This window comes from Elusimicrobium sp. (assembly GCA_015062115.1).
Taxonomy (GTDB): Bacteria; Elusimicrobiota; Elusimicrobia; order Elusimicrobiales; family Elusimicrobiaceae; genus Avelusimicrobium.
On sequence record SUVG01000003.1, the window covers coordinates 192872 to 218409 of the forward strand.

Genomic DNA, 25538 nt, shown 5'->3' on the forward strand with positions numbered 1-25538 from the left:
ACAGCTATTCTGCCGGAAGAACTACTAGTATGTCTTTTGTAGAGGTAACTTCGGGCGAGCACCTTTTCATATCATCCAGCCATTCTTGTGTTATTTTGTCCTTATTTTGCATAAGAAAAGTCTCTTCTTTCCTATCATCAGCAAGAATCCAAAAAGGCGGGGTATTTTCTTCCCATACTTTTTCAAATACTACCAAACTCTCTTCGATAATCCTTTTTTCTAATTCTTTAGCGAATTCACCATTCTGGAGATAACCGTTTTCTTCAGCCACTTTATCCCTTTTGGCATACTGTTCTTGTATTTCTGGTGGTAAACTTTCCAGCGGAGATAGCGATATATTCATGAAAGGTTTTGCCCCCACCAAGGGTTGCAAGTCAGTAAAGTAGGTAAAATCAAGATGTCCGTCGCCTGCGTAAACAAGTACAACATCATACTCCGGCAGAACGGCCTTTATACGTTGGGCCCAGTCTCGGGTTCTTTCGAATACTCCCCACGAAGAAACCTTAAGAAGGTTTGACAAGTCTTCTTCTCTGTCGGAAGTTATCTGTGGAATGGAAACTTTTTTGGGGACCTCTACCCAAAATTTTCCAACCTTTACTCCGATGTCGCCTTGTTGTGTTGTTTCTATTACATGGTCATCTAAAGCCAATAAGTCAATTCGTTGTTCGTCTGCCGTTTGAAACACGGGGGCATATTCTTTATTGCTAACAAAATAGAATGGATCCCTCGCTTTTTTTAGAAGAGGCGCGGAAGAAAAGGGTGCTAAAAACTCTTTCTCTTCTTTAAGATAGCGGCCAAATTCTTGGCAGTGCTTTTCCACTTCTTCTATTGATAGTTTTTGTAGTTGGCAGTATTCTGCTTTTTTTTCTGGAGTCAGGGACTTAAAATAACCGCAACAAGAAGAATAGTATTCAAGATGTTCCTGCAGGAGATTGATTTCATTCAAAGGAAAAAACCATCTTGCAAATTCCGCCGCCAGTAAGATTTTTGCTGTTGGGTTAATTTTGCGCACAGCTCGTAAAATTTTAGCGACCTCTTGCGGGGCACTTTTGGTATCGTGGTTATTGCTTTCTGCAATATAAATCAGTTTTTCGTTTTGAAGTAACTTTTCATAGTCGGGGTATCCGGGGGTCGTAACGAGAAATTCTTCCCACGGAATAGGTACGGGGCATTGGGAGGCTTTTTCAGCAAAGCGCGTGTCCAGCCTGCAAGAACATAATTCTCTTTCTTTGGCACGTTCATTGAGTTTCAAGAAATCTTTCCAAGAAATATGTTCCCAGGTGTCTCGGTTTTGAAGCTCTTTCAATTTTTGGAGAGCCTCTGCGCTTGGAAAAGAGTCTGGAAAAGGGCATTGCGCGGGCAGATTAAACTTCTTTTTCAGGTTTTTTATCAGCTGTTGCTCCATATCCTGTCGAGGAGGAACGGCAAAGGGAGACCGTTGCGCAAACAACGGCTGAAAACCGAGCAATGAAAGGAGTAAAATCAAACAAATTCTCATAAAAGTACCTCCGATGCATACTTATTATCATTATAATTCTTTTTTCTGCAGAAACAAATTGCTTTTAAAGTGTTTTATTTCCCCCTTCCTTTTATGGAGGAAAAAAGGTATCCTATATGTATATTCTCTATTGGAGGGCTTATGCCTGAAAACCCCATTTTGGAACGTGTTTTATTTTCGGAAGAACAATTATCTAAAAGAGTGGCCGAACTGGGCCGCCAGATTTCTGCGGATTACCGCGGCAAACAACCGTTGTTTGTGGGTATTTTGCGCGGCTGCATTTTGTTTTACTCTGACCTGATGAAAAACATCAGCGTAGATTGCAATATGGACTTTATGTGCTTGTCCTCCTATGCCGGCACTTCCAGCACGGGTCAAGTGCGCACCATGCTCGATTTGCGCGAAAGTATCAAGGGACGCCATGTGGTAATCGTAGAAGATATTGTAGATACCGGGCTTACCTTGGAATATTTGATGGGTAACTTAAAAAGCCGCGGTGCTGCCAGCATCGAAATTTGCTGCTTGCTTGATAAACCCTGCAACCGTAAAGCGGATGTGCATGCCAAATATGTAGGGTTTACTATCGAAAACGAATTTGTCATCGGGTACGGGTTGGACTACAACGAACTGTACCGCAACTTGCCTTATATTGGAGTATTTAAGAAATAATGAAGAACAAAAATCCGAACAACCGCAAAATTGTTTCCTTCGGCCAAATTTTAGGTTGGCTGATTATTTTCGCTTTGGCTGTTTTCTTTTTCAACAAGCCGGGAGTGAAAGAAGCCGTTTTGGACTATTCCGAATTCAAACATAAAGTGGCCGCGGCGGAAGTGTCGGATTTAACAGTAGCCCCGGGTATGATTTCCGGTATGTACAAAAACGAACAGGGCCAGTTTGCTCCGTTTAGAACGGTGCGCATGGAAGACCCGAATCTTGTGCAAGAACTGACTGCTGCCAATGTTAAATACAAAGCCCAACAGGATAGAAGTTGGATAGGCAGTATTCTTTTCAATGTTCTTTGGATTGTTCTTCTTATCGGGTTGTGGTGGTTCATTTTTATCCGCCCGCAAAGAAACGACGGCAGAAGTGCAATGAACTTTGCCCGCTCCAAAGCCAAAATGCAGGATCCTTCCAAACAGTCCGTTACCTTCAAAGATGTTGCCGGGTGCGACGAGGCGAAAGAAGAACTGCAAGATGTTATTAAATTCTTAAAGAATCCTAAAAAATTCCAAAAATTGGGCGGAAAACTCCCCAAAGGGGTGCTCCTTTACGGGGCTCCCGGTACGGGTAAAACCCTGCTTGCCAAGGCCGTCGCGGGAGAAGCCGGGGTTTCCTTCTTTTCCGCATCCGCTTCCGAATTTGTGGAAATGTTCGTAGGGGTGGGTGCCGCCCGCGTGCGCGACTTGTTTGACCAAGCCAAAAAGAATTCCCCCGCCATTATTTTTATCGATGAATTAGATGCGGTGGGTCGTCGTCGCTTTGCCGGTATCGGCGGCGGGCATGACGAACGCGAACAAACCCTCAACCAACTGCTTATTGAACTGGACGGTTTTGAAAGCAAACAGGGTATTATTTTAATGGCCTCTACCAACCGTCCCGATGTGTTGGATCCGGCTCTTATTCGCCCCGGTCGTTTTGACCGTCACATTTCCGTGCCTGCGCCTGATTTGAAAGGGCGCGAAGAAATTTTGAAAGTACACGCCAAAAAAGTGAAACTTTCCGCGGAAGTAGATTTGAAAACAGTGGCCAAAGGGACGCCCGGTTTTGTGGGGGCAGATTTAGCCAATGTTATTAACGAAGCCGCCATTTTGGCTGCCCGCGCCGATAAAGATGCCGTTACCAAAACGGATATGGACGAAGCGGTGGAACGGGTCATTGCCGGCCCGCAAAAAAAGAGCCGTATTATCTCTAAACACGAACAACGCATCATTGCCGCGCACGAGGTGGGGCATACGGTGGTTGCCCGTATGACGAACCACTCCGATCCGGTTCACAAAGTAACCATTATCCCTCGCGGTCAGGCATTGGGTTATACCTTACAACTTCCTTTGGAAGACAAATTCTTAACCAGCAAATCCGAATTATTGGATAAGTTGTGCATCTTGTTGGCCGGCCGTGCGGCGGAAGAAATCGTTTTTGGCGAAATTACTTCCGGTGCCAGTGATGACCTCAACAAAACCATGGCCTATGCCCGCAAAATGGTTACCGAATTGGGTATGAGCGAAAAATTGGGCCCGGTGGCACTTCCTTCCGGGGAAGAAGGGGAAGTGTTCTTGGGGCGCGATATTTCCCGTCACAACACCTATTCGCAAGAACTCGCTAAGACCATCGATGAGGAAATTTTGAATTTAATTAAGTCGTCCTACACGCGTGCGAAGGATATTATTACCCGAAATCGCGCCGCGTTTGATAAATTGGTGGAAACCCTCTTGGAAAAAGAAGTGGTGGAATCCAACGAAATTGACGAAATCCTGGGCTTAAAACCCGTCGCGAAAGAGGACGCTCCGCTTGAGCCCGCAGCAGAAGAAAACCCCCAAGAAGAAACGCAGGAGCCCAAAGCCGAACAGGCCGAGCCCCGCCAGCCGGAACTTTTTGAGTAAGTTATCTTCTCTGTAACGGGAAATTACCGTCCGCTCGCCTGTTTGGAAAAGGCCCGCGTACAAAAGGAAGTTTCTACATGGCAAAGTATTTTGGAACCGATGGAATCCGCGCCGTTGCCGGTCAGTTTCCGTTGGTGGATGATTTTATTCAAAAATTGGGCTACGCCGCTCTTCGCGAATTAAAAGAATATGCCCAAGCCGAGCACCTAAAACCCCAAGTAATTATTGCGCAAGATTCCCGCGCTTCGGGCCCGGCCATTTTAGCCGCTTTGGAAAAAGGTATCCGTGCGGCAGGCGTAAATGTAATCAGCGTGGGGATTGCCCCCACTCCGGCTGTAGCCTATTTAGTCAAACACACCGGCAGTTTGTGCGGGGTTGTTATTTCCGCCAGCCATAATCCGGCCGAATTTAACGGCATTAAATTTTTTACCAATCACGGTACTAAATTGCCGGAAGAATTGGAAAATTCCATTGAGGCCGAAATAGAATCGTTGTCTTCCGTTCCCGCTCCTACGGGTACTTTTACGGAAGATGAATCTTTGGTTAAATTCTACGAACAATTTTTAATGTCCACGGTTGATGCGTCGCTATTTAAAGGAACCAAAGTGGTGCTCGATTGTGCCAACGGGGCAAGTTATAAAGTTGCGGTAAATGTATTTGCCGGTTTGGGTATGAATCTAACCGTTACCGCCGCCAAACCCAACGGCACAAATATCAATCATAATGTCGGGGCGCTTCACACTCAATTTATGCAAGAACTGACCGTAAAAGAAAATGCTTTTATCGGGTTTAGTTTCGACGGAGATGCAGACCGCGTAATGGTCAGCGACGAAAAAGGCCGCCAATTGGACGGGGATAATATCATCGCTTCTTCCGCTCTTTGTATGAAAGAAGAAGGTTCGCTCCAAGGCAATAAAGCAGTCCTTACCATTATGGCCAACTTGGGTTGTATAAACTACTTAAAAGAACATGGTGTAGATGTGGAATTGACCACTGTGGGGGATAAATATGTTTCCGAAGCCCTTGAAAAAGGGAATTTATCCATCGGCGGGGAAACTTCCGGCCATATCATCTTCCGCCATTTCGCCAATACCGGGGACGGCATTTTGTCAGCCCTTCAATTTCTGCAGTATGTAAAGCGTTCCGGAAAACCGGTCAGTTATTTTGCCGACCAATGGAAACGCTACCCCAGCAAATTAAAAGCCATTTCCGTCTCGCAGAAACCTGCCTTGGAAAGTTTGGACGGATTCTTGCCCGGGGTGAGCGAAATCGAAAAAATCATGCACGGCAAAGGCCGTGTGATTGTGCGTTATAGTGGTACCGAGCCGAAACTTCGCATTTTGGTAGAAGGAGAAGACGAAGTGTTGGTAGATCGTGTGATGCAGGAAGTGGAAGATTTGTATAAACAAAAAACAGAGGTGCTTTAATGAGTTTGAAATTGGGAGTAAACATAGACCATGTAGCAACTTTGCGCCAGGCTCGCCGTACCCCGTACCCGGATCCGGTAGATGCCGCGTCCCTCTGCTTAAGCACGGGGGCGGACTATATTGTAGTGCATCTTCGCAAAGATGCCCGCCATATTAACGAAAAAGATGTTTCCCGCCTGTGCAAAACGTTTCCCGGTAAAATTCATTTGGAATGTTCTTACACCCCGGAATTGGAAAAGGCAGCTCTTAAGCACAAACCTTTCTCCGTTTGCATCGTACCCGAAGAACCGGGTGAAGTAACCACTACTGGCGGTCTTAAATTTACCCCGAAGGTAACCAAACGCCTGATGCAGATGATTGAAAACCTGCATAAAAAGAAAATTTTAGTCAGCCTCTTTGTCAGCCCCGTGGCGGCGGATATCCGCACGGCGGCTAAACTCGGTGCGGATATTGTGGAACTCTGCACGCGCGATTATAGCGAGGCTACCACCTCTAAAAAAGCCCAAAAATGCCTACAGGATTTGGCTTTGTCCACCCTGCTGGCCAACGAACTCGGCTTGGAAGTACACGCCGGGCACGGGCTTGATTACCACAATGTTTTAGCCGTGGCGGATATCGGCGGAATGACCTGTATGAATATTGGTTTTTCCATTATTACCCGTTCGCTTTTTGCGGGGCTTCCTACCGCAGTAAGCGAGATGAAAGGTCTTTTATAAAAGGAGCGTTCTATGTGCGGAATAATCGGCTATGTAGGAAACAACAACAGTGTTCCCTATATCATTGACGGTCTGAAAAAATTGGAATATCGCGGTTACGATTCTGCCGGGATCTCTATTTTGCAAGACGGTAAATTGGTAACGGTTCGTGCAGTAGGAAAAGTGAGCGAGCTGGAAAGAGCCTCTCTTTTAGTCAGCCCCAAAGGCTACACCGGTCTTGGGCACACCCGTTGGGCTACCCACGGGAAACCCAGCGAAGAAAATTCCCACCCTCACACCGACTGTTCCGGCGAAATTGTGGTGGTTCATAACGGAATCATCGAAAACTATCTTTCTCTTCGTGAAAAATTGGAATCGCTCGGCCATCGTTTCAAAAGTGAAACGGATACCGAAGTGATTGCCCACCTGATAGAAGAAAACCTGAAACATGTTCGCGCTTCCAAGGAAGCCGACCTTCTGTTAAAAGCCGTTCAAAAAACCAACAAAGAAATTTCCGGTGCGTTTGCCTACAGTGTATTGTGGACGAAAACCCCGGGTTTTTTAATTGGCGTGAAAAACCAAAGCCCGCTTGTGGTGGGGGTCGGTAAAAACGAAAATTTTTTGGCGTCCGATGTTCCTGCTTTTTTGAAACATACCGATAAAGTTATCTTTTTGGAAGACGGCGAAATAGCACTTTTGCGTGTGGATAAGGTAACTTTGCTCGATAAAAACGGCAAAGAAAAGAAACCCAAAAAGGTAAAAATTTCTTGGGACCAACAAACGGCGGAAAAGGGCGGTTATGCGCATTTCATGCTCAAAGAAATTTACGACCAACCCCAAGCCATTGAAGATACTCTCCGCACGGCCCGCACAGACTTCGGAAAAATTTTGGGTTTGGATACCGAAGCCATGCGCCAACTCAAAAATATTCACATCATTGCCTGCGGAACGGCCTATCATGCAGGGCTTGTAGGTAAGTATTATTTGGAACAATTTGCCGGTATCCCGGTGAGCGTAGATTTAGCCAGCGAGTATAAATATCGCACCGTACCGGAAATCCCCGGAACGCTGGCAATTGCCATCAGCCAATCGGGCGAAACCGCTGATACTATCGGCGCGGTTAAAAAAGCCAAAGAGTTTGGGTTCCGTACTTTAGCCATTTGCAATGTGCTGGGTTCTAGCCTTACCCGCACGTGCGACAGCACTTTCTTTACGCATTGCGGGCCGGAAATCAGCGTGGCTTCCACCAAGGCATTTACCAGCCAAATTACCTCGTTATACGCGTTGGCTATTTTCCTGGGAAAAGCCAATGGCAATTTAGGCAAGACCTCTTTTGATAAACTCTATAAAGAGTTGATGCATCTTTCCAAAGCCATGAGTGAAACCGTAAAAATGGAATATGATGTGCGCCACTTAACGCGCAAAATCTACAAAGCGGATCGCTTTATTTTCTTGGGAAGAAATGTAAACTTCCCGATTGCTTTGGAAGGGGCCCTGAAACTGAAAGAAGTTTCTTATCGCAGTGCCGAAGGCTTTGCCGCCGGCGAAATAAAACACGGCCCCATTTCCGTGATTGATAAAGGAACGCCTGTTTTTGTGTTGATGCCCAAAGACCGTCTGTTTGAAAAAATGCTTTCCGCCTGCCAGGAGTGCCGCGCGCGCGGGGCTTATGTGGTAGCCATTACCACCCCGGACTCTGCTGCCAAAGCAAAAGGCGTGGCGGACAAGGTGTTTTTAGTGCCGCAAGTCAGCGAGTTTTTACAACCGGTTCTTAATGTTGTTCCCATGCAGTTCTTAGCGTATTGGATTGCCAAACGCTTGGGGTGCGATATTGACCAACCGCGCAATTTAGCCAAAAGCGTAACGGTGGAATAAAATGGAAATTGTCGGCATTGGAACGGATTTGGTGGAAGTGGCGCGTATCAAAGCGTTTGCTGAGAAACAAAACGCTTTGGAGCGTATTTTTTCCGAGGAAGAAATTGCTTACTGCCGGGCCCGCAAAAATTGCTACCAACATTTAGCCGTTCGTTTTGCCGCCAAAGAAGCCGTTTACAAAGCCCTTCCGTTTGACGGGTTTGCTTTTAAGGATATCCAAGTGGCCAATTTGGAAAACGGCCGTCCGCAAGTGCGGGTAAACGATAAACGCATGGACGGATTAGCCGTTCAAATATCTCTTTCCCACACGGACGAATATGCCTGTGCCATGGTGGTGGTGCAACGATGAAAGAAATTACACGCGAATGGGTGCGTTCATTATTACCGATTCGTCGTCCCGAGGCCCACAAGGGCTCTTTCGGGCGGGTGTTGGTGGTGGCAGGTTCGCGCGAAATGTGCGGGGCCGGATTGTTATGCGCCAAAAGCGCACTTTTAGCAGGGGCCGGACTTGTTTTCTGGGCATTACCCGAAAGTATGCAACCTTCGTTTGCCGCTGCCTTACCGGAGGCCATTACACTACCTTTGCCGGAAACCGAAAGCGGGAAAATTTCTGCGGAAGGTTGGCCTGTATTAAAAAATTTTTGTTCCAAGCACGGCCCCTCTTTGCTGGTTGTGGGGCCGGGTATGGGGGAAAGCCCCCTGTTGCCGATTTTGTTTCGGGAAAATACTTTGCCCACAGTTATAGATGCTGATGCTCTTAATTACTTGGCCGGTGTGCAGGAATTTCCGCGTGTGCCCGCTATTTTTACTCCGCATCCCGGAGAAGCCGCCCGTTTGTTGGGGCAAGATTTCACTCCTGCTAAGGAAGAAGAAAGACTTTCGGCTTTACAAGGCCTGGTTGCTTTAACGAAAGCGGTATGCGTTCTGAAAGGACGGCAGACCTTGGTCGGAGCACCTCATCAAACGGAAGTGTACCGAAACACTACGGGCGGGGTGGCTTTGGCAAAGGGCGGAAGCGGAGATGTTCTGTCCGGCGTGATAGCCGGTTTGTGGGCTCAACTGGGCTCAGCGGAAAAATTTGATATTTCCAGTGCGTTAAAGGCCTGCCTATGTGGAGTTTATGTGCATGGCTTGGCGGGCGATTTGGCCGCCAAAATAAAAACGGATTATGGCGTGCTTGCAGGTTTTACGGCTGAAAATATACCGTCTGCGATAAAAGAAATAGTAGAATAGATACTGGAGGAAAAATGAATTCCGTTTGGTATATTATTTTTGTCATACTCGGTTCGATTGCGGTAATTGCTTTAACTACCGTATGGTTTTGTATGCGCGCGGCGCGGAAGGTTCTTCATCCTGCTTCCAAACGCAAACCCCTCACCATTTGGCCGGATCAGTATGGTTTGCCCTACGAAAATATTTCCTTCAAAACGCAAGACAATGTGCAAATTAAAGGGTGGTTTATCCCTTGTGCGGAAGAATCGGTTAAAACCATTATTCTTATGCACGGGTGGGGCATGAACCGCTCGGATATTTTGAAGAACACTTACTTTCTGCGCGATTTGGGTTTTAACTTGTGTTACTTCGATTTTCGCGCTTTGGGTGAGAGCGGCGGTAAGACCAGTTCTATCGGCTATTTGGAAGTAAACGATGTAAGTGCGGCTATTAAATTTTTGAAGGAAACCCGCCCTCAACTTTGCCAAAAAATAGGGTTGTATGGTTTGTCCATGGGAGCCATGGTAGCCATTTGTGAGGCCGCCCGAAACCCGGAAATTATGTGTGTGGTGGCGGAGGCTTCTTATTATTCGTTCCGACGGGTAGTTTCCCGTTGGGCATGGGTGCGCCACCGGGTGCCTTATTTCCCGCTTATTCCCATTATTTTGCACTATATCCGCAAGTATTTGGGAGCCAACCCGGAACGCTATAGCCCTAAATACAATATCCCTAAAATTTCCCCGAGGCCGGTTTTTATTATTCACGGCCGCCGCGATAATATAGTGCCCGGTTCTCAAGCCAGGATGCTTTATAAAAAAGCAAAAGACCCCAAAGAAATGTGGATTGTTCCCGGGGCTACTCACAATAAATGTGCCGAAGTCGGCGGGTATGAATACAAACAACGCTTGGCAGATTTTTTCCGTGAACATTTATAAATCAGCACCGCCCGCTTTCAAAACGGGCGGTATTTTTTAGGAGCATACATGAAATTAGCAATTTTTGATTTGGACGGAACTTTGCTCGACACCATTGCCGACTTGGAAGGCGGCTGCAATACGGCTCTTACCGCAATGGGTTTTGAAAAATTAAAAGAGGGCGAGTGTGTTACTTATGTGGGAAACGGAGTGGTAAAACTGCTGGAACGTTCCCTTCCGCTTTCTCACCGAAGCACCGAAAATGTAGCGCGTGCAAGAAAGATTTTTTTTGAGTATTACGATTCTCACTTATGGGATTATACCCGCCCTTATCCGGGCATTTGCGAAATGTTAAAAACCTTTCAGGAGCGCGGAGTATTGTTGGCGGTAGCGTCCAATAAATATCAAAGTGCTACGGAAAGGTTGGTAAAACATTTCTTTCCCGAAATAAAATTTGTATCCGTATTGGGGCAACGCGAAGGAGTGCCGATAAAGCCCGACCCGACGATTGTGGAAGAAATTTTGAACTTTGCCCAAGTGGCCAAAGAAGATGCCTTATATGTGGGCGATTCCGACGTGGATATGATGACGGCACAACGGGCAGGGGTGCGTTCCTGCGGGGTAACCTGGGGTTTCAAAAGCCGTGAAGTGTTGGCTTCTTATCACCCTGCTTTTTTGGCGGATAAAACCTCCGATATATTAGAGATAATTTAATGTTTCCCCATAAAAAAGCCCCTTGCTAAAAGGGGCTTTTAATTTTCTTAATCTATTTTACTGACGATTGCTTCCATTAGTTTATGCCGCCTGAATTTGCGGGTTTCGAGCAGTAAACCGTTTGCCCGAATCCGTTCGTTTTTGGTGGGGGCATGGTCTAATTTTTGTTGTACCCATTGTTCCAGGGTAGTGTTAGAGGGCATATCGGCCGGAAGGGGTAAGTTGAGCCGTTCGAAAATATCCGCCATTTTAGCACTTGCGCTGACGATATAAGCATTGCCGAACGGACGGATATAGGCGGGGAAAAAGTCGTACTCGTCTTCTATTTCGCCCACCATTTCTTCAAAAATATCTTCCAATGTTAAAATACCCGTTACGGTGTTCCCTTCGGTTACCAAACAGATATGCTGTTTGTTTTTCATCAGTTTTTCAAGGGCCGCGGAGATAATGGTTTCGGCTTCCAATCGCAAAATAGGACGGACGATGGAACGCGCCGTGGAAGTGGTGCCGGCCGTCATTTTGGTGGAAAGGAAAATATCCTTAAAGTTGAGGTAGCCGATAATATCCTGCGAGTTTTGCGGATTGGCCCGTACGGGGAAGCGGGTGTGCATATCCAAGTGCGCTTTTACAAAAGTATCGGCAATGGAATCATCGGCCTCAAGCATATATACCTGTTCAAGCGGAACCTGTATTTCCCGAATTTTGCGAATACAAAAGCGCGCACTGGAAAGCACAATTTTTTCTTCCGTTTTCCCAAATAAACGGGAAGAAGAAGCAATCGCCGCGGCGGTGCGTAAGTCGGCCATGGCGGCTTTTTGGGCTTCTTTGGGGTCGGGAGTTTTGGTAAAAGTTTTGTGGGTAAAAAAGCGAACCAGTGTTTCCATTATTTTAACAATGGGATATAAAACGGAATACATCACACGCATCAACGGGGAAAGTTTTAATACAACCATTTCCTTGTTTTTAATGGCGAAAGTTTTAGGGGTAAGTTCACCAAATACAATGGTAATAAAACTAAGCGGAACAACCACAAAAGCCATGGCCAGTAATTCGGCGATGCTCTTGGATACACCCAGCCAATTTTGCAAAATCGGAGCGAAGGCTTCGTCCGCGCTGGCCCCGCCGAAAGCGGCGGCAATGGCTCCCACCAAGGTAATACCGATTTGCACCACGGCCAAACTCCCTTCCATGTGGTCTTTCATAAAAAGGGCGGCATCTGCGCCCAAGCGTTTTTCTTGGGCTAAAATGGAAAGTTTGGTGCGGGAAACGGAAGCCAAGGCCATTTCGTACGCGGCTAAAAGGGCGTTGAAGCCCAACATTAACAGGATAATAAAGATTGTCATAAATATATTATAGTGTAGCAAATTGATAAAAAAAATGCCCCCTTCAGTGAAGGGAGCATTTTGTTGGGTTTACTTCTTAAAAAGCCCGTTCTTTGAACTCTTCTTTCGGGTTTTCGTCCAGCGAAGTGACCGTGTATTTAACCGTATCAAAGTTGATTTTGGTTAAATCTACTTTGCGAATTTGCGAGTTGTACATCGTGCGGTAGTAGAAGGTCGGGTGTGTGGTATCGCTGACGCAGGTAACCTGGGTAGCACTCGGGATATCCGGAATTTGTTGGTTCGGTGCAAATTCCGCGCCAATCGGGATATCAAACGCATTTAAGATATGAAATGCCTGCGTGACGGCTCCGTATTGGTCTAACGGTTTACGCGAACCATGCAACCAAAAGAAAGCACGGATAAACCGAGAGGGCGGTGTGAAATCGCCCGGAATACCTAATAAAGCCGAGCCGGAACCCAACGAAAACAAATTAGCCCCGCCAAAGGTTTTTTCGGGCACGGTTCCGGGCATAAGGTTAATGTAGTTGTTTAAGTTGCCCAAATGCCAAGCAAAATCGGGCGAGTTGGTCAGCACGCCGATTTCGTTTTCGTACACCTTGCGTTCTCCTCGGTTGGTAATTTCCAAAACTACACTCCTGCCGCTGGCATCGGCAATACGCCAATGGCCCGTGTTATAATTCCCCTTTTTATCGGGCTTGGCGATAGGAATAATGTCTATTTTCTTAAGATGTTTTAACACTTCATCTACCGTGGCAAAGTTAGTTAATATCCACGGTACAAGTTCCGCATCACTGACCGATTTTTTTGCTTTGTTCGGGTTGTATGGCGCTAAACTCCCGTAATGCGAAAAGAAGAAAATACCTGCCGAGAGGCCTTTTTCGTTGATGCCTTCCGTGATAAACTCGTCCATGACGGTGGTGGCCCCTACTACCCCATAGCGGGTCGTCCAGGTAAGTCCGTTTTTCCCATCCGGTGTGTAGGAAGTTTTTTTTATATTGCGCGGCCAAACCGCCAGTTTGGCTTTTAAGTCGTATCCGCTCCACTCAATGGTGCGCGCTTGGATACGGGTGCCGTCTTTGGCGGTAAGCGAGATGCCCGTACAAGCCGGTGCTGTGGTAACTGCCGTGGCGGTTAAGGTTGCGGCGGCCAATAAGGCTGTTATTTTTTTCATACTGCTTTTTAAGAGCGGGTAAATATAGTCTGTCCGCCCTTCCCCCTGTACGGCTAGTGTGGCGTATGAACGGTGCTTTGGGTATGGGTAAATTTAGATTAGAAGAAAGGAATTCTTGCGGGTATGACGGCGGCCTCCAAACCGTGATGAGTAAATAGAAAAGCACTTGAAAATATTAGAAAAGCGCAAGAGTAAATAAAAAACCCCGGGATAAAAAGCCCGGGGTTTTGAACGGGTATAAGAAGAATTATTTTTCTTCGTCCAATTTTTTAAGAGTCGGGAACAAGATGATTTCGCGGATAGAATCTTGCCCGGTCAGCATCATAATAATACGGTCGATGCCGATGCCCATGCCTCCGGTCGGGGGCATACCGCTTTCCATGGCTTCGATGTAGTCCATGTCCAAAATATCGGCGTTTTGCGCATCTTCGCCTTTGGCAACCGCTTTGGCTTCGGCTTGGTCCTTCAAGCGTTGAAGTTGGTCGGCCGGGTCGTTCAACTCGGTATAAGCGTTGCCGAGTTCTTGGCCGTTTACAAACACTTCAAAGCGTTCCACCAGTTCCGGGTCGCCGGGTTTAGTTTTGGCAAAGGGGCTTACCGCGGTGGGATAATCCATAGCGATTACCGGGTTGTGGTATCCGGCTAACAATTTCCCTTCAAAAAGTTCGTCAAAAATCGCCGAGTCGGAATCGTCCGCGCTGAATTTAACGCCTTGTTCGCGGGCGACTTCTTCCAATTTTTCGCGGTTGAACTGACGGCCGTTAAGTACTTCGTGGATATCGCGGCCGAATTTTTCCTTCCAGGCTTCGGGGATATAGAGGCGTTTGTACGGCGGGCGCAAATCTACATCGTATCCGCGGAAATGGATAACTTCCGCTCCGATAGCCTTGGCGGCGTTTCCTAAAATTTCGTCAAACAAATCAGCCATGGTGTTTACATCGCCATACGCTTGGTACAGTTCCATCATGGTAAATTCGGGGTTGTGGGTGGTGTCGATACCTTCGTTGCGGAACATATGCCCGATTTCGTAAATCTTATCCATGCCGCCGATGATTAAGCGTTTGTGGTGGAGTTCCAACGCAATACGCATGAAAAGCGGCATTTTAAGAGCATTGTGGAAGGTTTCAAACGGGCGGGCAATCGCACCGCCGGAAGAGGGGTTCAAAATAGGCGTTTCCACTTCCAAAAAGCCTTTGTCGTCCAAAGTGCGGCGGATAGAGGAGATAATTTTGGCGCGTTTGATGAAAATATCTTTTACATCTTCGTTAGCAATCAAATCCAAGTGGCGTTTGCGGAAACGGACTTCGGTGTCTTGAAGGCCGTGGTATTTTTCCGGCATGGGGCGAATCGCTTTGGAAAGTAAGGTTAATTTAGAGGCTTTGATGGTTTTTTCGCCCGTTTTGGTTACAAAAATATGACCGCTGACGGAGACAAAATCTCCCACCGCGATATGTTTTTTGAAGAAGGTATAAGGTTCTTCGCCAAGTTGGTCTTTAGCAATATAGAGTTGTACGCGGCCGGAGAAATCGCGCAAGTGGGCAAAAGCGGCTTTACCCATTAAGCGCAGTTGCACCAAGCGGCCGGCGGTAACGGCTTCGGCTCCTTCTTCGGCGGCTTTGGCTTCGGCGCAGGAAATTTGTTTTTCGCAACGGTTGGGATAGGGGGTTACGCCTTGGTTTTGAAGTTCTTGTACTTCGGCGTAGCGTTGGGCAATGATACCGTCTAATGCATTGTTATGCTGCGGTTGTTGATTGTTTTCGTTAGCCATCTTAAGTAAACCTCGTAAATAGTATTAAGTATATTTTAGCAAAATTAGGCCTTGGAGCGCGCGCACGGGAATTGATACAATAAACGGTAGGTATTAAATATGAAAAAAGTAACTGTTTTTTGGTTTATTGTTGTTTTGCTTATGTTAGGCGGCGGGTTGTACTACCGCTACTGTTTCCACCGGGTAGATGAGCGCGGGGCAACGTTGCTGATGCGCGGATTTGAAAGCAGTGCGTCCAATAAAGATATGTTGCGCCTGCTTAAACGCAGCGACGACTTAAATGTGCAGGATAAAAGCGGAAGAACCGCCCTCTTTTATGCGGCGCGTTATACGAAAGATGCGAATATCTTGCGTAAAATGCTTTTGGACGGGGCTGATGTGTTTGTAACGGACAACAACGGCCAAACCGCTTTGATGCAGGCGGCCCGCTATAACGAATCTGCGGAAATAGTATCTTTGCTCTCTCAAGTGGGCGGCACGATAAACACAACGGATAAGATGCAAAATACCGCACTGTTGTTGGCGGCTCGCCATAATAAAGCGGCGGTTATCAAGGAACTACTTCGGCACGGAGCCGACCCCGATCTTGCCGGACAAGACGGCCGCACCGCGGCGCAACTGTTGGCGGAAAACGAATATTTAACAGACCAAGAAAAAACGGACTATCGCCAAGCCATGTTGATAGTTTCTATCTTGCGCCCGGTAGAAAAATAGTTTGAAATAAAAATACCGCTCTCGTAAAAGAGCGGTATTAAATTTTTCCGGGACTAGGATTCGAACCTAGAATTAATGCTCCAGAGGCACCCGTGTTACCATTACACCATCCCGGAGTAACATAAATATTCTACCACATTTTTTAGAAAGAGAAAACTGCCCGCCCAGTTCTTTCCCTTCTCATAATTTGTTATAATAAAAATAGATTTAGCGCCTATAGCTCAATCGGTTAGAGCAACCGACTCATAATCGGTGGGTTCCAGGTTCAAGTCCTGGTGGGCGCAGTAAAATTTGCCTCTGCCTTTACGGCAGGGGCAAATTTTTATGCCCAAGCAAGCAAACTGCTTTGCTTGCGACGGGACTTGAAAGGCGGAGCGATGTTTTTGTTTGAGCGTGCGTAAGCCGCGAAAGGCAAAAACCGCGAGCCCGGCCTGCAGGAAAATTTCGTCAGGAATTTTACCGGAAGGCAAGTCCTGGTGGGCGCAGTAAAATTTGGGCTCCGCAATCGCGGGGCCTAAATTTTTCTCATCGACGAAATCAAATTTCCCGCGCAATTTTAGGCACTAAAAACCGCCCTTTTTTACTGAACCACTCTCTTTTATGCTTTCTCGTCGAGAAACTGAAAATTTTATTAACAAAAAATGTCAAAAAAGGGAAAGTACTCGGCAGAAAAATGGCAGAAAGTAATTCTGACATATCTTGGCAACATATCTTTTTCCTACTAAAATTCCTTCTTCCATTTTACATGCTTTTTGGCAGAAAAGTACTGACTGTTTTGACAATGCTATAATAATGGTAATAATCACTATGCCTAAATACATCAGCGAAAATGAAGAACTAATGAAAGAATGGGATTGGGAAGCCAACAACAAAGAAGGCCTTGATCCCACCCAGCTATCTGCACAAAGTAGCCAAAAAGTTTGGTGGAAATGTTCTAAATGTAGCTATAAATGGCAAACAGCTATTAATAAAAGGACTTACAGAAAACATGGGTGCCTGAACTGTACGGGACAGGTCGCCTTTCCAGGAGTTAATGATCTCGCAACCTTATATCCCGAAGTAGCAAAAGAATGGCACCCAACAAAGAATGACTCTTTAACTCCTAGAGATATTAGACCTAAAAGTAATAAAAAATATTGGTGGAAATGCTCGAAGTGCGGATATACTTGGCAGGCAAGTGGTAGTAGCCGCATTGGACACAAATCGGGATGCCCGGCTTGCTCTGGGCGCGTTCCTAGGGTTGGGATAAATGACTTGTTTACAGTTTGTCCCAACTTGAAGCAAGAATGGGATTTTGAGAAAAATAAACATTTAGATCCCTCTTGTTTAAGCAGAGGTAGCAATGCTAAAGTATGGTGGAAATGCAATTTGGGACACTCTTACGAAATGGCGGTAAAACGCAAATCTGCTGGGGCCGGTTGTCCTTATTGCACTTCGCATAGAGTTCTAACGGGATTTAACGATTTCCAAACTTCATTTCCGGATTTAGCCAAAGAATGGGATACTAAAAGAAACGACGGCAAATCTCCTGACAAATGTATGGTCCATAGTAATCAAAAAGTATGGTGGATATGTCCAAAGGGACACCACTATGAGATGACAGTAAACCATAGAGCAAGTGGTGGAAATTGCCCTATTTGTTCCAATCATAAACTTTTAGTGGGCTATAATGATTTAGCAACCTTATATCCAGACCTCGCCAAAGAATGGGATTACGAAAAGAATGCTTCCCTAAAACCTACTGATATTATTCCCAAAACAAAGAAAAAAGTGTGGTGGAAATGCCCTAAATGTAATCACCGTTGGCAAACTAGTGTTATAGAGAGGGTATATGGAACAGGGTGTCCAAAATGCCTGCCGGAACGACGACAAAAAACCCTTAGACAAAATATAATGCAAAAAGGTCTGGGTATAAAGGATCCGACTCTCCTGCGAGAGTGGAACTATGAAAGAAATAAAGGGCTTAAACCAGAGGAATATTCTGCACACAGCAATAGAATTGTATGGTGGGAATGTTCTAAAGGCCATGAATACCAATCAAGTGTGCATGATAGGACTTCCGGTCAAGGATGTCCAATTTGCTCGAATCATCAGGTTTTAACTGGATTCAACGATTTACAAACCCGATTTCCAGATATAGCAAAGGAATGGGATTGTGAAAAAAATAAAGATCTAATTCCATCAAAGGTAGTGGCCACGAGTACAAAAAAAGCCTGGTGGATATGCTCTGTTTGTCACAAGAGTTGGCAAGCACAAATTTTAGCAAGAACTAAAAGAGATACGGGATGCCCCCAATGTGGTATAAAAAAACGTATAGAGCATCATAGAGCCACCTTCGTTAAAAAGAATGGGTGTATTACCGATTCGTTACTTTTGCGAGAATGGAATTATGAAAAAAATTATCCGCTAACTCCTCAAGATTTTCCGCCGGCCAGTAACAAATCCGTGTGGTGGAAATGTTCCAAATGCGGATATGAATATAAATCAAAAATCGGCAATAAAAATATTTTGAAAAGAGGTTGCCCTTGCTGTGCCAATCATGTGGTCGTAAAGGGAAAAAATGATTTTGCAACTACTCACCCACAACTAGCTAAAGAATGGCATCCTACGAAAAATGTTTTTTCTCCGGATACAGTGGTGTACGGAACTAGAAAAAAAGTATGGTGGATTTGTTCTAAAGGGCATGAGTATCAAGCTAGTATTTTGCATCGTTCTCATGGAACAAATTGTCCTATTTGCAATAGTGGAAGACAGACCTCTTTTGCGGAACAAGCCGTTTTCTATTATGTAAAACAGGTTTTTCCAGATGCAATCAACCGTTATAAAGATATTTTTTCAAACGGAATGGAACTAGATATCTATATTCCCTCTATTAAAACCGCTGTGGAATATGATGGTGTGTTTTATCATAAACGAGAGAAATTGCAACGTGAAAAGAAAAAACATGATATTTGTAGAGAACATCACATAAAACTCATTCGTATCAAAGAAGCTGATATTACCCAAGATAAAGAACAAAGCAAAACTGCCGATTTTGTTTTACATGTTCCGGGGTTAGGAAATGCCAAAAAGGCATTAGATAAAGTAATCCATATTTTATTATCTGAAATAACATCAAAGACAGCATTATTTCCAACTTATGTTTATGCTCCTCTAGATGTAAATACAAAACGTGATCAATATGAGATTAGAAAATACATAACCAAACTGAGAAAAGATTCTCTTGTGGATTTGAGACCAGATTTAGCCAAAGAATGGCATCCTACTAAAAACGGCCATTTTAAACCAAGAATGGTTTCCTTACATGCAGACAAAAAAGCATGGTGGTTGTGTCCAAAATGTGATTATGAATGGGAAGCAACCGTTGGACATCGCGTAAAGGGTATCGGATGCCCAAAATGCAGAATTAAAAAATCTACCCTATCCAAATGCAAAGCCATTGAAATGCTGGATCCAAATACGGGAGCTGTAATCCAAGAATTTTCTTCAATTACTGATGCTAGTAGAAAAATGAAAATCAATCATTCAAATATAGCCATGGTTTGCAAAGGTATTCGCCCAAATGCGGGCGGCTATAAATGGCGTTATAAAAAGTAAAAGATTTTTCTGTGCTACTGTAAGTTGAACCAGGACAAGTGTAAAAACCTCGTGCAAATTTTCGCAAAGTTAACAATAAAGAGCTATAAAAAAATAGGGAACTATTTTGGTCACTCCCTCATCGGTAGAACACCGCTTGGTGGGCGCAGTAAAATTTAGCCCTGCCCGTAAGTGCTTAAATGCGCGGTGGCAGGGTTAAATTTTTCCATACCATAAAAGCGTTTGAGCCTCTGCTTTGGGGAATTTTCTTAAAATTGCTACAATATAATTAGTTCGGGGCATGGCTCAAGTGGTAGAGCGCCCGCTTTGGGAGCGGGAGGTTCCCGGTTCAAGTCCGGGTGCCCCGATTTTTTATTATGAACCAGACCAATTTTTACCGCCAAAATGCTTTTCTTATTTCGCATTCTCCCGCCGATACCGCGGAAGAACAGCGCGACGACGGAATCGTTACCGAAACTACTTTTCCGTTTTTCACTCCCTTTTTGTTTGACCGCTTAGTTTTATCGGCCAATTTTCGGGCTGATATGGAGGGGGATATTTTGCTGGAAGTACAGGTATGCTCCCAAGGGGAGTGGAGCCGTTATTATAAAATGGGCCTTCTTTCCAGTAAATTCAAGCGCAGTTTCCCGGAGCAGGCCGATGCGTTCGGTAAAGTGTTGGTGGACGAGTTGTGTTTATCCCGCCCGGCGGAGGGATACCGTTTCCGGTTGAAATTCAGCGGACGGGTGCAACTGCTAAACTTAATGGCTTGCGGGGTGCGCGCTCCTTTCGTGTATGATGAATTTTATGCCTCACAACTTCCCGCCGGTGAAAATATGATAGGGGTGGAACCCTTGTCGCAAATGGAACTGGCAACGGAAGAACACTCCCGCGTATGCAGCCCCACTTCGCTTTGTATGGCACTTAACACTTTGGGTTACTACACAACACCCGAACTGTTAATGGAACAAGTGTTTGACCAAGCCGCCGCTATCTACGGTAACTGGATGTTTAATGTGGCCGCGGCGGGCCAGTTGGGCGCGGAAGCCTTTGTGCGCCGTTTTTCTTCCCTTTTGGAACTTGAGGAGTGGATTTCGCCTTCTTCGTTGGTGGTGGCGAGCATCGGGTATCAAAAAGGGGAGTTGGAAAATGCCTGTTTGGAACAAACCCCCGGACATTTGGTATTGATACGCGGTTGGCGCGACGGGAAAATTTTAGTGGCCGACCCTGCCGCCCCCGCCAAAGACGGTGTACTCCGCGCGTATGATGCCAAACAGTTTGCCCAAGTATGGTTGAAAAATAAAAAGGGTGTGGCCTATGTAGTGAGGAAAAAATGAAGAAAATAATTTTTGGTTTAATGGCTCTGTTTTTGCTGGGCGGTTGCGCGCAGGAATCGTTGAAGGACAGTTTGATTGTTGCCCACAAAGGGGAAATGGAATCTTTGGATCCCGTTTACTCTTACGACGGGGTAACGCACGGCATGTTAATCAATGTGTACGATACCTTGTTGAAATTCAAAGGAAGTTCGTTGACCGAGTTGGAACCTTCGCTTTCTACGCAAGTGCCTACCAAAGAAAACGGTTTAATTTCGCAAGACGGTCTTACCTACACATTTCCTATCCGTACGGGAGTTAAATTTCACGACGGGAGCGAATTAACGCCCGAAGATGTGCGCTATTCTTTACTGCGTTTTTTGCTTGCTGATGTATCGGGCGGCCCCTCCAGCCTTTTGTTGGAACCTATCTTGGGTGTTTCCTCTACGCGTGACGAGCAAGGCAATATTTCGCTTGATTTCAAAGACGCGGAAAACGCCGTTCGGGTGGAAGACGATAAAGTAATCATCACACTCAAACGCCCTTTTGCTCCGTTCTTGTCTATCTTGGCGCGGTGGAGTTATGTGATGAGCAAAAATTGGGCCGTTCAAAACGGCGCGTGGGACGGTACCGAAGCCACTTGGAAACAATTTAATAATTTTGCTAAAGAAGATTCCCCTTTGTTCCAAAAAACTAACGGCACAGGCCCTTTTGCCGTTGCCCGTTGGGATATTGCCGCCAAGCGTTTACTGCTCGTAGCGAACGAAAACTATTTTGCGGGGGCTCCCCGGTTAAAAAGTATCCACATGATGACGGTGGACGAACCCAGCACCTTGCGCCTCATGTTGGAATCGGGTGATGTTGATGTGGCGGAATTATCGCCCAAGTTTATTTCGCAATTACAAGGCAACGCAGAAGTAACCTTGTATGACAATTTACCTCGCTTGCGCACCGACCCCACCATTTTCTTTACGCTGGATATCAATATGCAGGCCAACCCCGATGTCGGTTCCGGCAAATTGGACGGGGCGGGTATTCCTGCCGACTTCTTCGCCGATAAGAATCTTCGCAAAGCCTTTGCCTATGCGTTTGATTATGAAGCATTTTTGCGCGAATCTATGGAAGGCCGTGCTACTTTGGCAATAGGCCCCGCTCCGGAGGGGCTTGTGAAATACAACAATTCCTTCAACCGCTATCATTTTGATTTGGAAAAAGCCAAAGAACATTTCCAAAAAGCATGGAACGGCGAAGTGTGGGAAAAGGGTTTTAAGTTTACCATTACCTACAACACCAGCGGCGAAATGCGCCAAATTGCCAGCGAAATCTTAAAGCGCAATGTGGAAAGTTTGAACCCCAAATTCCAAATAGAACTACGCGGTGTTACCTGGCCTGCGTTTTTGGAAAAAACAGCCAAACGCCAAATGCCCATGTGGGCGCGCGGTTGGGTGGCGGACTATGCGGACGCACACAACTTCTATTTTCCGTTTGTGCATAGCCAAGGGCGTTATGCGTTATCGCAAGGATATAAAAATGCTCAAGCGGACGAATTGATTGAAAAAGCCGTTGCGGAAACCGATTTTTCCAAACGCAACGCGCTTTATCAAAAAGTACATAATTTAATGCACGAAGATGCCATGCAAATCTATACCGTACACCCCACGGGTTTATGGGCCATGCGTTCGCGCGTGAAAGGTTTTGCGGATAACCCCGTGTACATGGGTATTTATTTTTACCCGATGTTCAAAGAGTAAAAAAGTTTTTGAAACATAAAACAAAAACAGATAATTCTTAAATAGTTTTGCAGATGCGGCGGATAAATTTCGCCGCATTTTTTTGTGTTTGTTCGGGGGAGGCAAAGTCGGTAAGGACGGCAATTTTTTGAGGGGAAAGCGGTTCGTTTTTAAGGGCTTTTTCTTCCAATTTTCCGCACACAAATAAAACAGGTTTGTTTCGTTTTTTAGCCAAAGTCAGCACGGCTAATGGCGCCTTGCCGTAAAAAGTTTGTTTGTCCAGTTTCCCTTCGGTGGTAATTACCAGGTCAGCCCATTTAATTTCTTTTTCCAAATTTGTTTTTTTAACCAAAAATTCGGAGCCTAAGAGCAGTTTTGCATCGAAGCACCCCAGAAGCCCCGCCCCTATTGCACCTGCCGCGGCCGTGCTGGGTTGACGGGAAATGTTTTTTCCCGTCTCTTTTTTTATCATACGCGCCCAAACACTCATGGCTTTATCCAATATTTTCACTTGCGCAAGAGATGCACCTTTTTGCGGCCCGAAAACCTTGGCAGAACTTTTGGGGCCCAGTAACGGGTTGGTTACATCGGCTACCCCGATAATCTTAATACCCTTAAATTGTTTTTTCAGAGGGGAAAGATCGAGGTTTTTTATGTTTATAAGCGGTTGTGCGCCGAGCGGGAGGGGGGAGTTGTCTTTGTCTGAAAGGACCGCACCGCATGCCGCAGCCATGCCGGCACCGCCGTCGTTACAGGCTACTCCGCCCAATCCTACATAAATGGTTTTGGCTCCGGCTTTAACGGCTTTAAGCAGCACTTCTCCTACCCCGAAGGAAGACGCGCGGAGAGGGGCTAACTTATGGGAGGGGGTGTTGCCCAAGCCGCACACGCGGGCCGTTTCCACCACGGCGGTTTTGCCGTCGGGAAGCATTAAAAAATGAGTGCGTGCTGTTTTTAGAAAAGCGTTTTTTGCCGAAACACGAATCAACCGCGCTTGGGGACTTAATGTTTTGAAAAAATCAATAAACCCGTCTCCCCCGTCTGCGATGGGATAGGCTCGTACGGTGTGGCGTTTATCCAAGGCACGCGAAAAAACACGCGCGGTTTCCCGCGCGCTCAAAGAACCTTTCAGGGCATTGGGTAATACTAAAATTTTCATTCAAATTTCCAACTTAACTGCGCTTGGATAACGGTGTTGGACTCGGCGGAATCTTTCAGGGCTCCGCTTCTTTGGGCAAATACTTGGCGAGCTTCCAAACCGAGCATCACATCATCTACCCAGGTTTCCACCCCAATCCCCACGGCACCGGCAAATCCGTTGGATTTAACGGAGTGGCTTTGAATTTCACCGCGGTAGTTCAGTTTCAACATTTCGTACATCGCAGAAGCCGTTAAATAAAAAGCCAAAGGGCTGTTAGGTGTTAGATAATAATGGGCGGCCGCACCGACTTGAATAATTTGTCCGCTTGTTTTTACTTGCGGATCGGGATACGGCAGGTCTTCCCCCGGAGTTACCGCATTGTTGGCATCAGCCACATTGGGGTCTTTATCCACAAAAGAGGAATTGGAAATGTTGCCGATTGTTAAAGTGGGGCCCAGCCAAAAGTTGCTTTCTTTCAAGCGCCATAAATACTTGCCCGACACCATCACACTCGTTCCGCCTACATCATAGGGTTCGGTTTCGCTTTCGTAACCGGCTTCGGCGGAGTTATCCAACATCAAATCCAACGGCATGGCGCCTGCCTGTATGGCAAAATACTTGGAAAAGTTTTTCTCGTTAAATTTTGTTTTCTTTTTGGCAGGTTTGCTTTTTTCGGCCGGTTGAGTTTGAACGGTTTTTTCGGTTGCTTGTTCGCCTTTGATAAAGGCTTCTTCATCCGTCATTTTTTGCGGAGCGGTTTGCTCTACGCGTGCTTCGGGCGTGATGACTTTTCCGTTTACTACAGTGGCATTTTGCGCCCCGAATACCTGGTCGATATCCGAATCGAAGGTTAGCCCGCCGGCCGCTTCCACTTTACCTGTTTGGGCAACCGTTTGTGCGGTCTGGGCGGCGGTTTGTGCGGCTTCTTGGCGTTGCAAGTTTTCCTTCACATATTCTTTTTGGGCTTCTTTACCTTGGTCGTAATCGTAATTCTCAATGGAAACGATTTGGGGCATATCCACATTTACTACGGCTCCGTCGTCGGTTTGCAATTTAAGGTTAAATTCGTCCAAATCTAAAATAACCCCGATGAGTTGCGTGCCGCCTTTTAAGACAAGGCGGTGCTTGTCGGGCAGGATTTGTTCGATTTCTCGTTGATTTAATGTAATGGTTCCGTACGAGGTAGCCAAGTTGAGGGTGTATTCCGTTTGAGCAACAATAGAACCACTGATTAAATTGCCGTCTTTCATTTTAATGGTTTCGGCATTTAATACGGCGGCTACTAATAAAATAGAAAGTACAACGAACGCTCTTTTCATACAACCTCACTTAATAAAAGGCAAAACGAAAGCGGTGCGCAAAACTACGCACCGCTTTAGACTATTTAGATTCTTCTTCTACTACTTTTTCAATGGTGCTTTCGGCCGGTTTTTCTTGCGTGCAGCAGCAAGGGGCTACCGCTTTTTTAATTTTGCGGAGTACACCCAAGATTTTGGCAACGGTTAAGAAGCCGAGGGCGGCGGCCAAGTCGCTCAAGATATAATAAGCGGCGGCGGCCCACATTTCTTGTCCGCTAAGTACCGGATGCGTGAACACGGCATAGGCTTGGAATACACCAAAGGCTAAGGCCAAGTAGAAAAGCACTAAGAAAATAATGCGAAGGCCTTTCAAGCAAAGCCAGTTATGCGGAAACCATTTTGCACATTTACAGCATTTAGACATAAGTTTCACTCCTTTTGTAAGTATGGGGAAAATTTGTTACCCCCCTATACTGATATTGTAGCAAAGAATATACCTTTTAAGGCAATTTCCTTGTCTTAAAAGGCTATGAAAGCGAAAACGAAAAA

At 45.9% G+C, this 25538-nt stretch carries 20 protein-coding genes and 3 tRNA genes; 15 read left to right on the forward strand and 8 right to left on the reverse strand.

The window, feature by feature from the left end:
* Window positions 1–4: 4 nt before the first annotated feature.
* On the reverse strand, window positions 5–1498 hold the full coding sequence (locus tag E7027_03360) for a hypothetical protein (GenBank protein ID MBE6421157.1): 1494 nt from the start codon (window positions 1496–1498) through the stop codon (window positions 5–7).
* Between the two features lie 141 nt (window positions 1499–1639).
* On the opposite strand from E7027_03360, the gene hpt reads away from it, so the two are divergent.
* The 9 genes from hpt to E7027_03405 all read left to right on the forward strand — a co-directional run bounded on the left by hpt (window position 1640) and on the right by E7027_03405 (window position 10935).
* The gene (gene hpt, locus E7027_03365; protein MBE6421158.1) at window positions 1640–2167 is read left to right on the forward strand and encodes a hypoxanthine phosphoribosyltransferase; all 528 of its coding nucleotides are present in this window, start codon (window positions 1640–1642) and stop codon (window positions 2165–2167) included.
* A complete protein-coding gene (locus E7027_03370) occupies window positions 2164–4098 on the forward strand; it encodes an ATP-dependent metallopeptidase FtsH/Yme1/Tma family protein (protein ID MBE6421159.1) in 1935 nt (644 codons plus the stop codon). The genes hpt and E7027_03370 overlap by 4 nt, the downstream gene beginning before the upstream one ends.
* Before the next feature lie 77 nt (window positions 4099–4175).
* Window positions 4176–5525 carry a phosphoglucosamine mutase gene (gene glmM, locus E7027_03375; protein MBE6421160.1) on the forward strand — a complete coding sequence of 450 codons (1350 nt, stop codon included), beginning with the start codon at window positions 4176–4178 and terminating at the stop codon, window positions 5523–5525.
* Window positions 5525–6241 (forward strand): pyridoxine 5'-phosphate synthase, encoded by a 717-nt coding sequence (locus E7027_03380; GenBank protein MBE6421161.1) that lies wholly within the window; start codon window positions 5525–5527, stop codon window positions 6239–6241. Before glmM ends, E7027_03380 begins: the two co-directional genes overlap by 1 nt.
* A 12-nt stretch (window positions 6242–6253) precedes the next feature.
* Window positions 6254–8095 (forward strand): glutamine--fructose-6-phosphate transaminase (isomerizing), encoded by a 1842-nt coding sequence (gene glmS, locus E7027_03385; GenBank protein ID MBE6421162.1) that lies wholly within the window; start codon window positions 6254–6256, stop codon window positions 8093–8095.
* Window position 8096: 1 nt separating this feature from the next.
* Entirely contained in the window at window positions 8097–8444 is a 348-nt protein-coding gene (acpS, locus tag E7027_03390; GenBank protein ID MBE6421163.1) for a holo-[acyl-carrier-protein] synthase, read from the forward strand.
* On the forward strand, window positions 8441–9328 hold the full coding sequence (locus E7027_03395) for an NAD(P)H-hydrate dehydratase (protein ID MBE6421164.1): 888 nt from the start codon (window positions 8441–8443) through the stop codon (window positions 9326–9328). The genes acpS and E7027_03395 overlap by 4 nt, the downstream gene beginning before the upstream one ends.
* 14 nt (window positions 9329–9342) lie before the next feature.
* Window positions 9343–10242, forward strand: coding sequence for an alpha/beta hydrolase (locus E7027_03400; protein ID MBE6421165.1), 900 nt, complete (start codon window positions 9343–9345; stop codon window positions 10240–10242).
* A 48-nt stretch (window positions 10243–10290) separates the two neighbouring features.
* Window positions 10291–10935: an HAD family hydrolase gene (locus E7027_03405; protein ID MBE6421166.1), complete on the forward strand. Its 645-nt coding sequence runs from the start codon at window positions 10291–10293 to the stop codon at window positions 10933–10935.
* A gap of 47 nt (window positions 10936–10982) precedes the next feature.
* On the opposite strand, the gene E7027_03410 is transcribed toward E7027_03405, so the two are convergent.
* The 3 genes from E7027_03410 to lysS form a co-directional block, all read right to left on the reverse strand.
* Window positions 10983–12278 (reverse strand): HlyC/CorC family transporter, encoded by a 1296-nt coding sequence (locus E7027_03410; GenBank protein MBE6421167.1) that lies wholly within the window; start codon window positions 12276–12278, stop codon window positions 10983–10985.
* A 76-nt stretch (window positions 12279–12354) separates the two neighbouring features.
* Window positions 12355–13449 carry a choloylglycine hydrolase family protein gene (locus tag E7027_03415; protein ID MBE6421168.1) on the reverse strand — a complete coding sequence of 365 codons (1095 nt, stop codon included), beginning with the start codon at window positions 13447–13449 and terminating at the stop codon, window positions 12355–12357.
* A gap of 247 nt (window positions 13450–13696) precedes the next feature.
* Window positions 13697–15217, reverse strand: coding sequence for a lysine--tRNA ligase (gene lysS / locus E7027_03420; GenBank protein MBE6421169.1), 1521 nt, complete (start codon window positions 15215–15217; stop codon window positions 13697–13699).
* Window positions 15218–15316: 99 nt separating this feature from the next.
* Between lysS and E7027_03425 the strand changes: the two genes are divergently transcribed.
* Window positions 15317–15931: an ankyrin repeat domain-containing protein gene (locus E7027_03425; GenBank protein ID MBE6421170.1), complete on the forward strand. Its 615-nt coding sequence runs from the start codon at window positions 15317–15319 to the stop codon at window positions 15929–15931.
* Window positions 15932–15976: 45 nt separating this feature from the next.
* On the opposite strand, the gene E7027_03430 is transcribed toward E7027_03425, so the two are convergent.
* A tRNA-Gln gene (locus E7027_03430) sits at window positions 15977–16047 on the reverse strand.
* Between the two features lie 94 nt (window positions 16048–16141).
* Here E7027_03430 and E7027_03435 point away from each other — a divergent pair.
* From E7027_03435 to E7027_03455, 5 genes are all read left to right on the forward strand, one after another.
* Window positions 16142–16215 (forward strand) — tRNA-Met (locus E7027_03435).
* Between the two features lie 508 nt (window positions 16216–16723).
* A complete protein-coding gene (locus E7027_03440; GenBank protein ID MBE6421171.1) occupies window positions 16724–19528 on the forward strand; it encodes a hypothetical protein in 2805 nt (934 codons plus the stop codon).
* 274 nt (window positions 19529–19802) lie between these two features.
* Window positions 19803–19875 (forward strand) — tRNA-Pro (locus tag E7027_03445).
* A 9-nt stretch (window positions 19876–19884) separates the two neighbouring features.
* Window positions 19885–20844: a hypothetical protein gene (locus E7027_03450; protein MBE6421172.1), complete on the forward strand. Its 960-nt coding sequence runs from the start codon at window positions 19885–19887 to the stop codon at window positions 20842–20844.
* Entirely contained in the window at window positions 20841–22571 is a 1731-nt protein-coding gene (locus E7027_03455; protein ID MBE6421173.1) for an ABC transporter substrate-binding protein, read from the forward strand. The genes E7027_03450 and E7027_03455 overlap by 4 nt, the downstream gene beginning before the upstream one ends.
* Window positions 22572–22608: 37 nt before the next feature.
* On the opposite strand, the gene E7027_03460 is transcribed toward E7027_03455, so the two are convergent.
* The 3 genes from E7027_03460 to E7027_03470 form a co-directional block, all read right to left on the reverse strand.
* A complete protein-coding gene (locus E7027_03460) occupies window positions 22609–23709 on the reverse strand; it encodes a glycerate kinase (GenBank protein MBE6421174.1) in 1101 nt (366 codons plus the stop codon).
* On the reverse strand, window positions 23706–25010 hold the full coding sequence (locus E7027_03465; GenBank protein ID MBE6421175.1) for a hypothetical protein: 1305 nt from the start codon (window positions 25008–25010) through the stop codon (window positions 23706–23708). The genes E7027_03460 and E7027_03465 overlap by 4 nt, the downstream gene beginning before the upstream one ends.
* A gap of 61 nt (window positions 25011–25071) precedes the next feature.
* On the reverse strand, window positions 25072–25413 hold the full coding sequence (locus E7027_03470) for a hypothetical protein (protein MBE6421176.1): 342 nt from the start codon (window positions 25411–25413) through the stop codon (window positions 25072–25074).
* Between the last annotated feature and the right edge of the window lie 125 nt (window positions 25414–25538).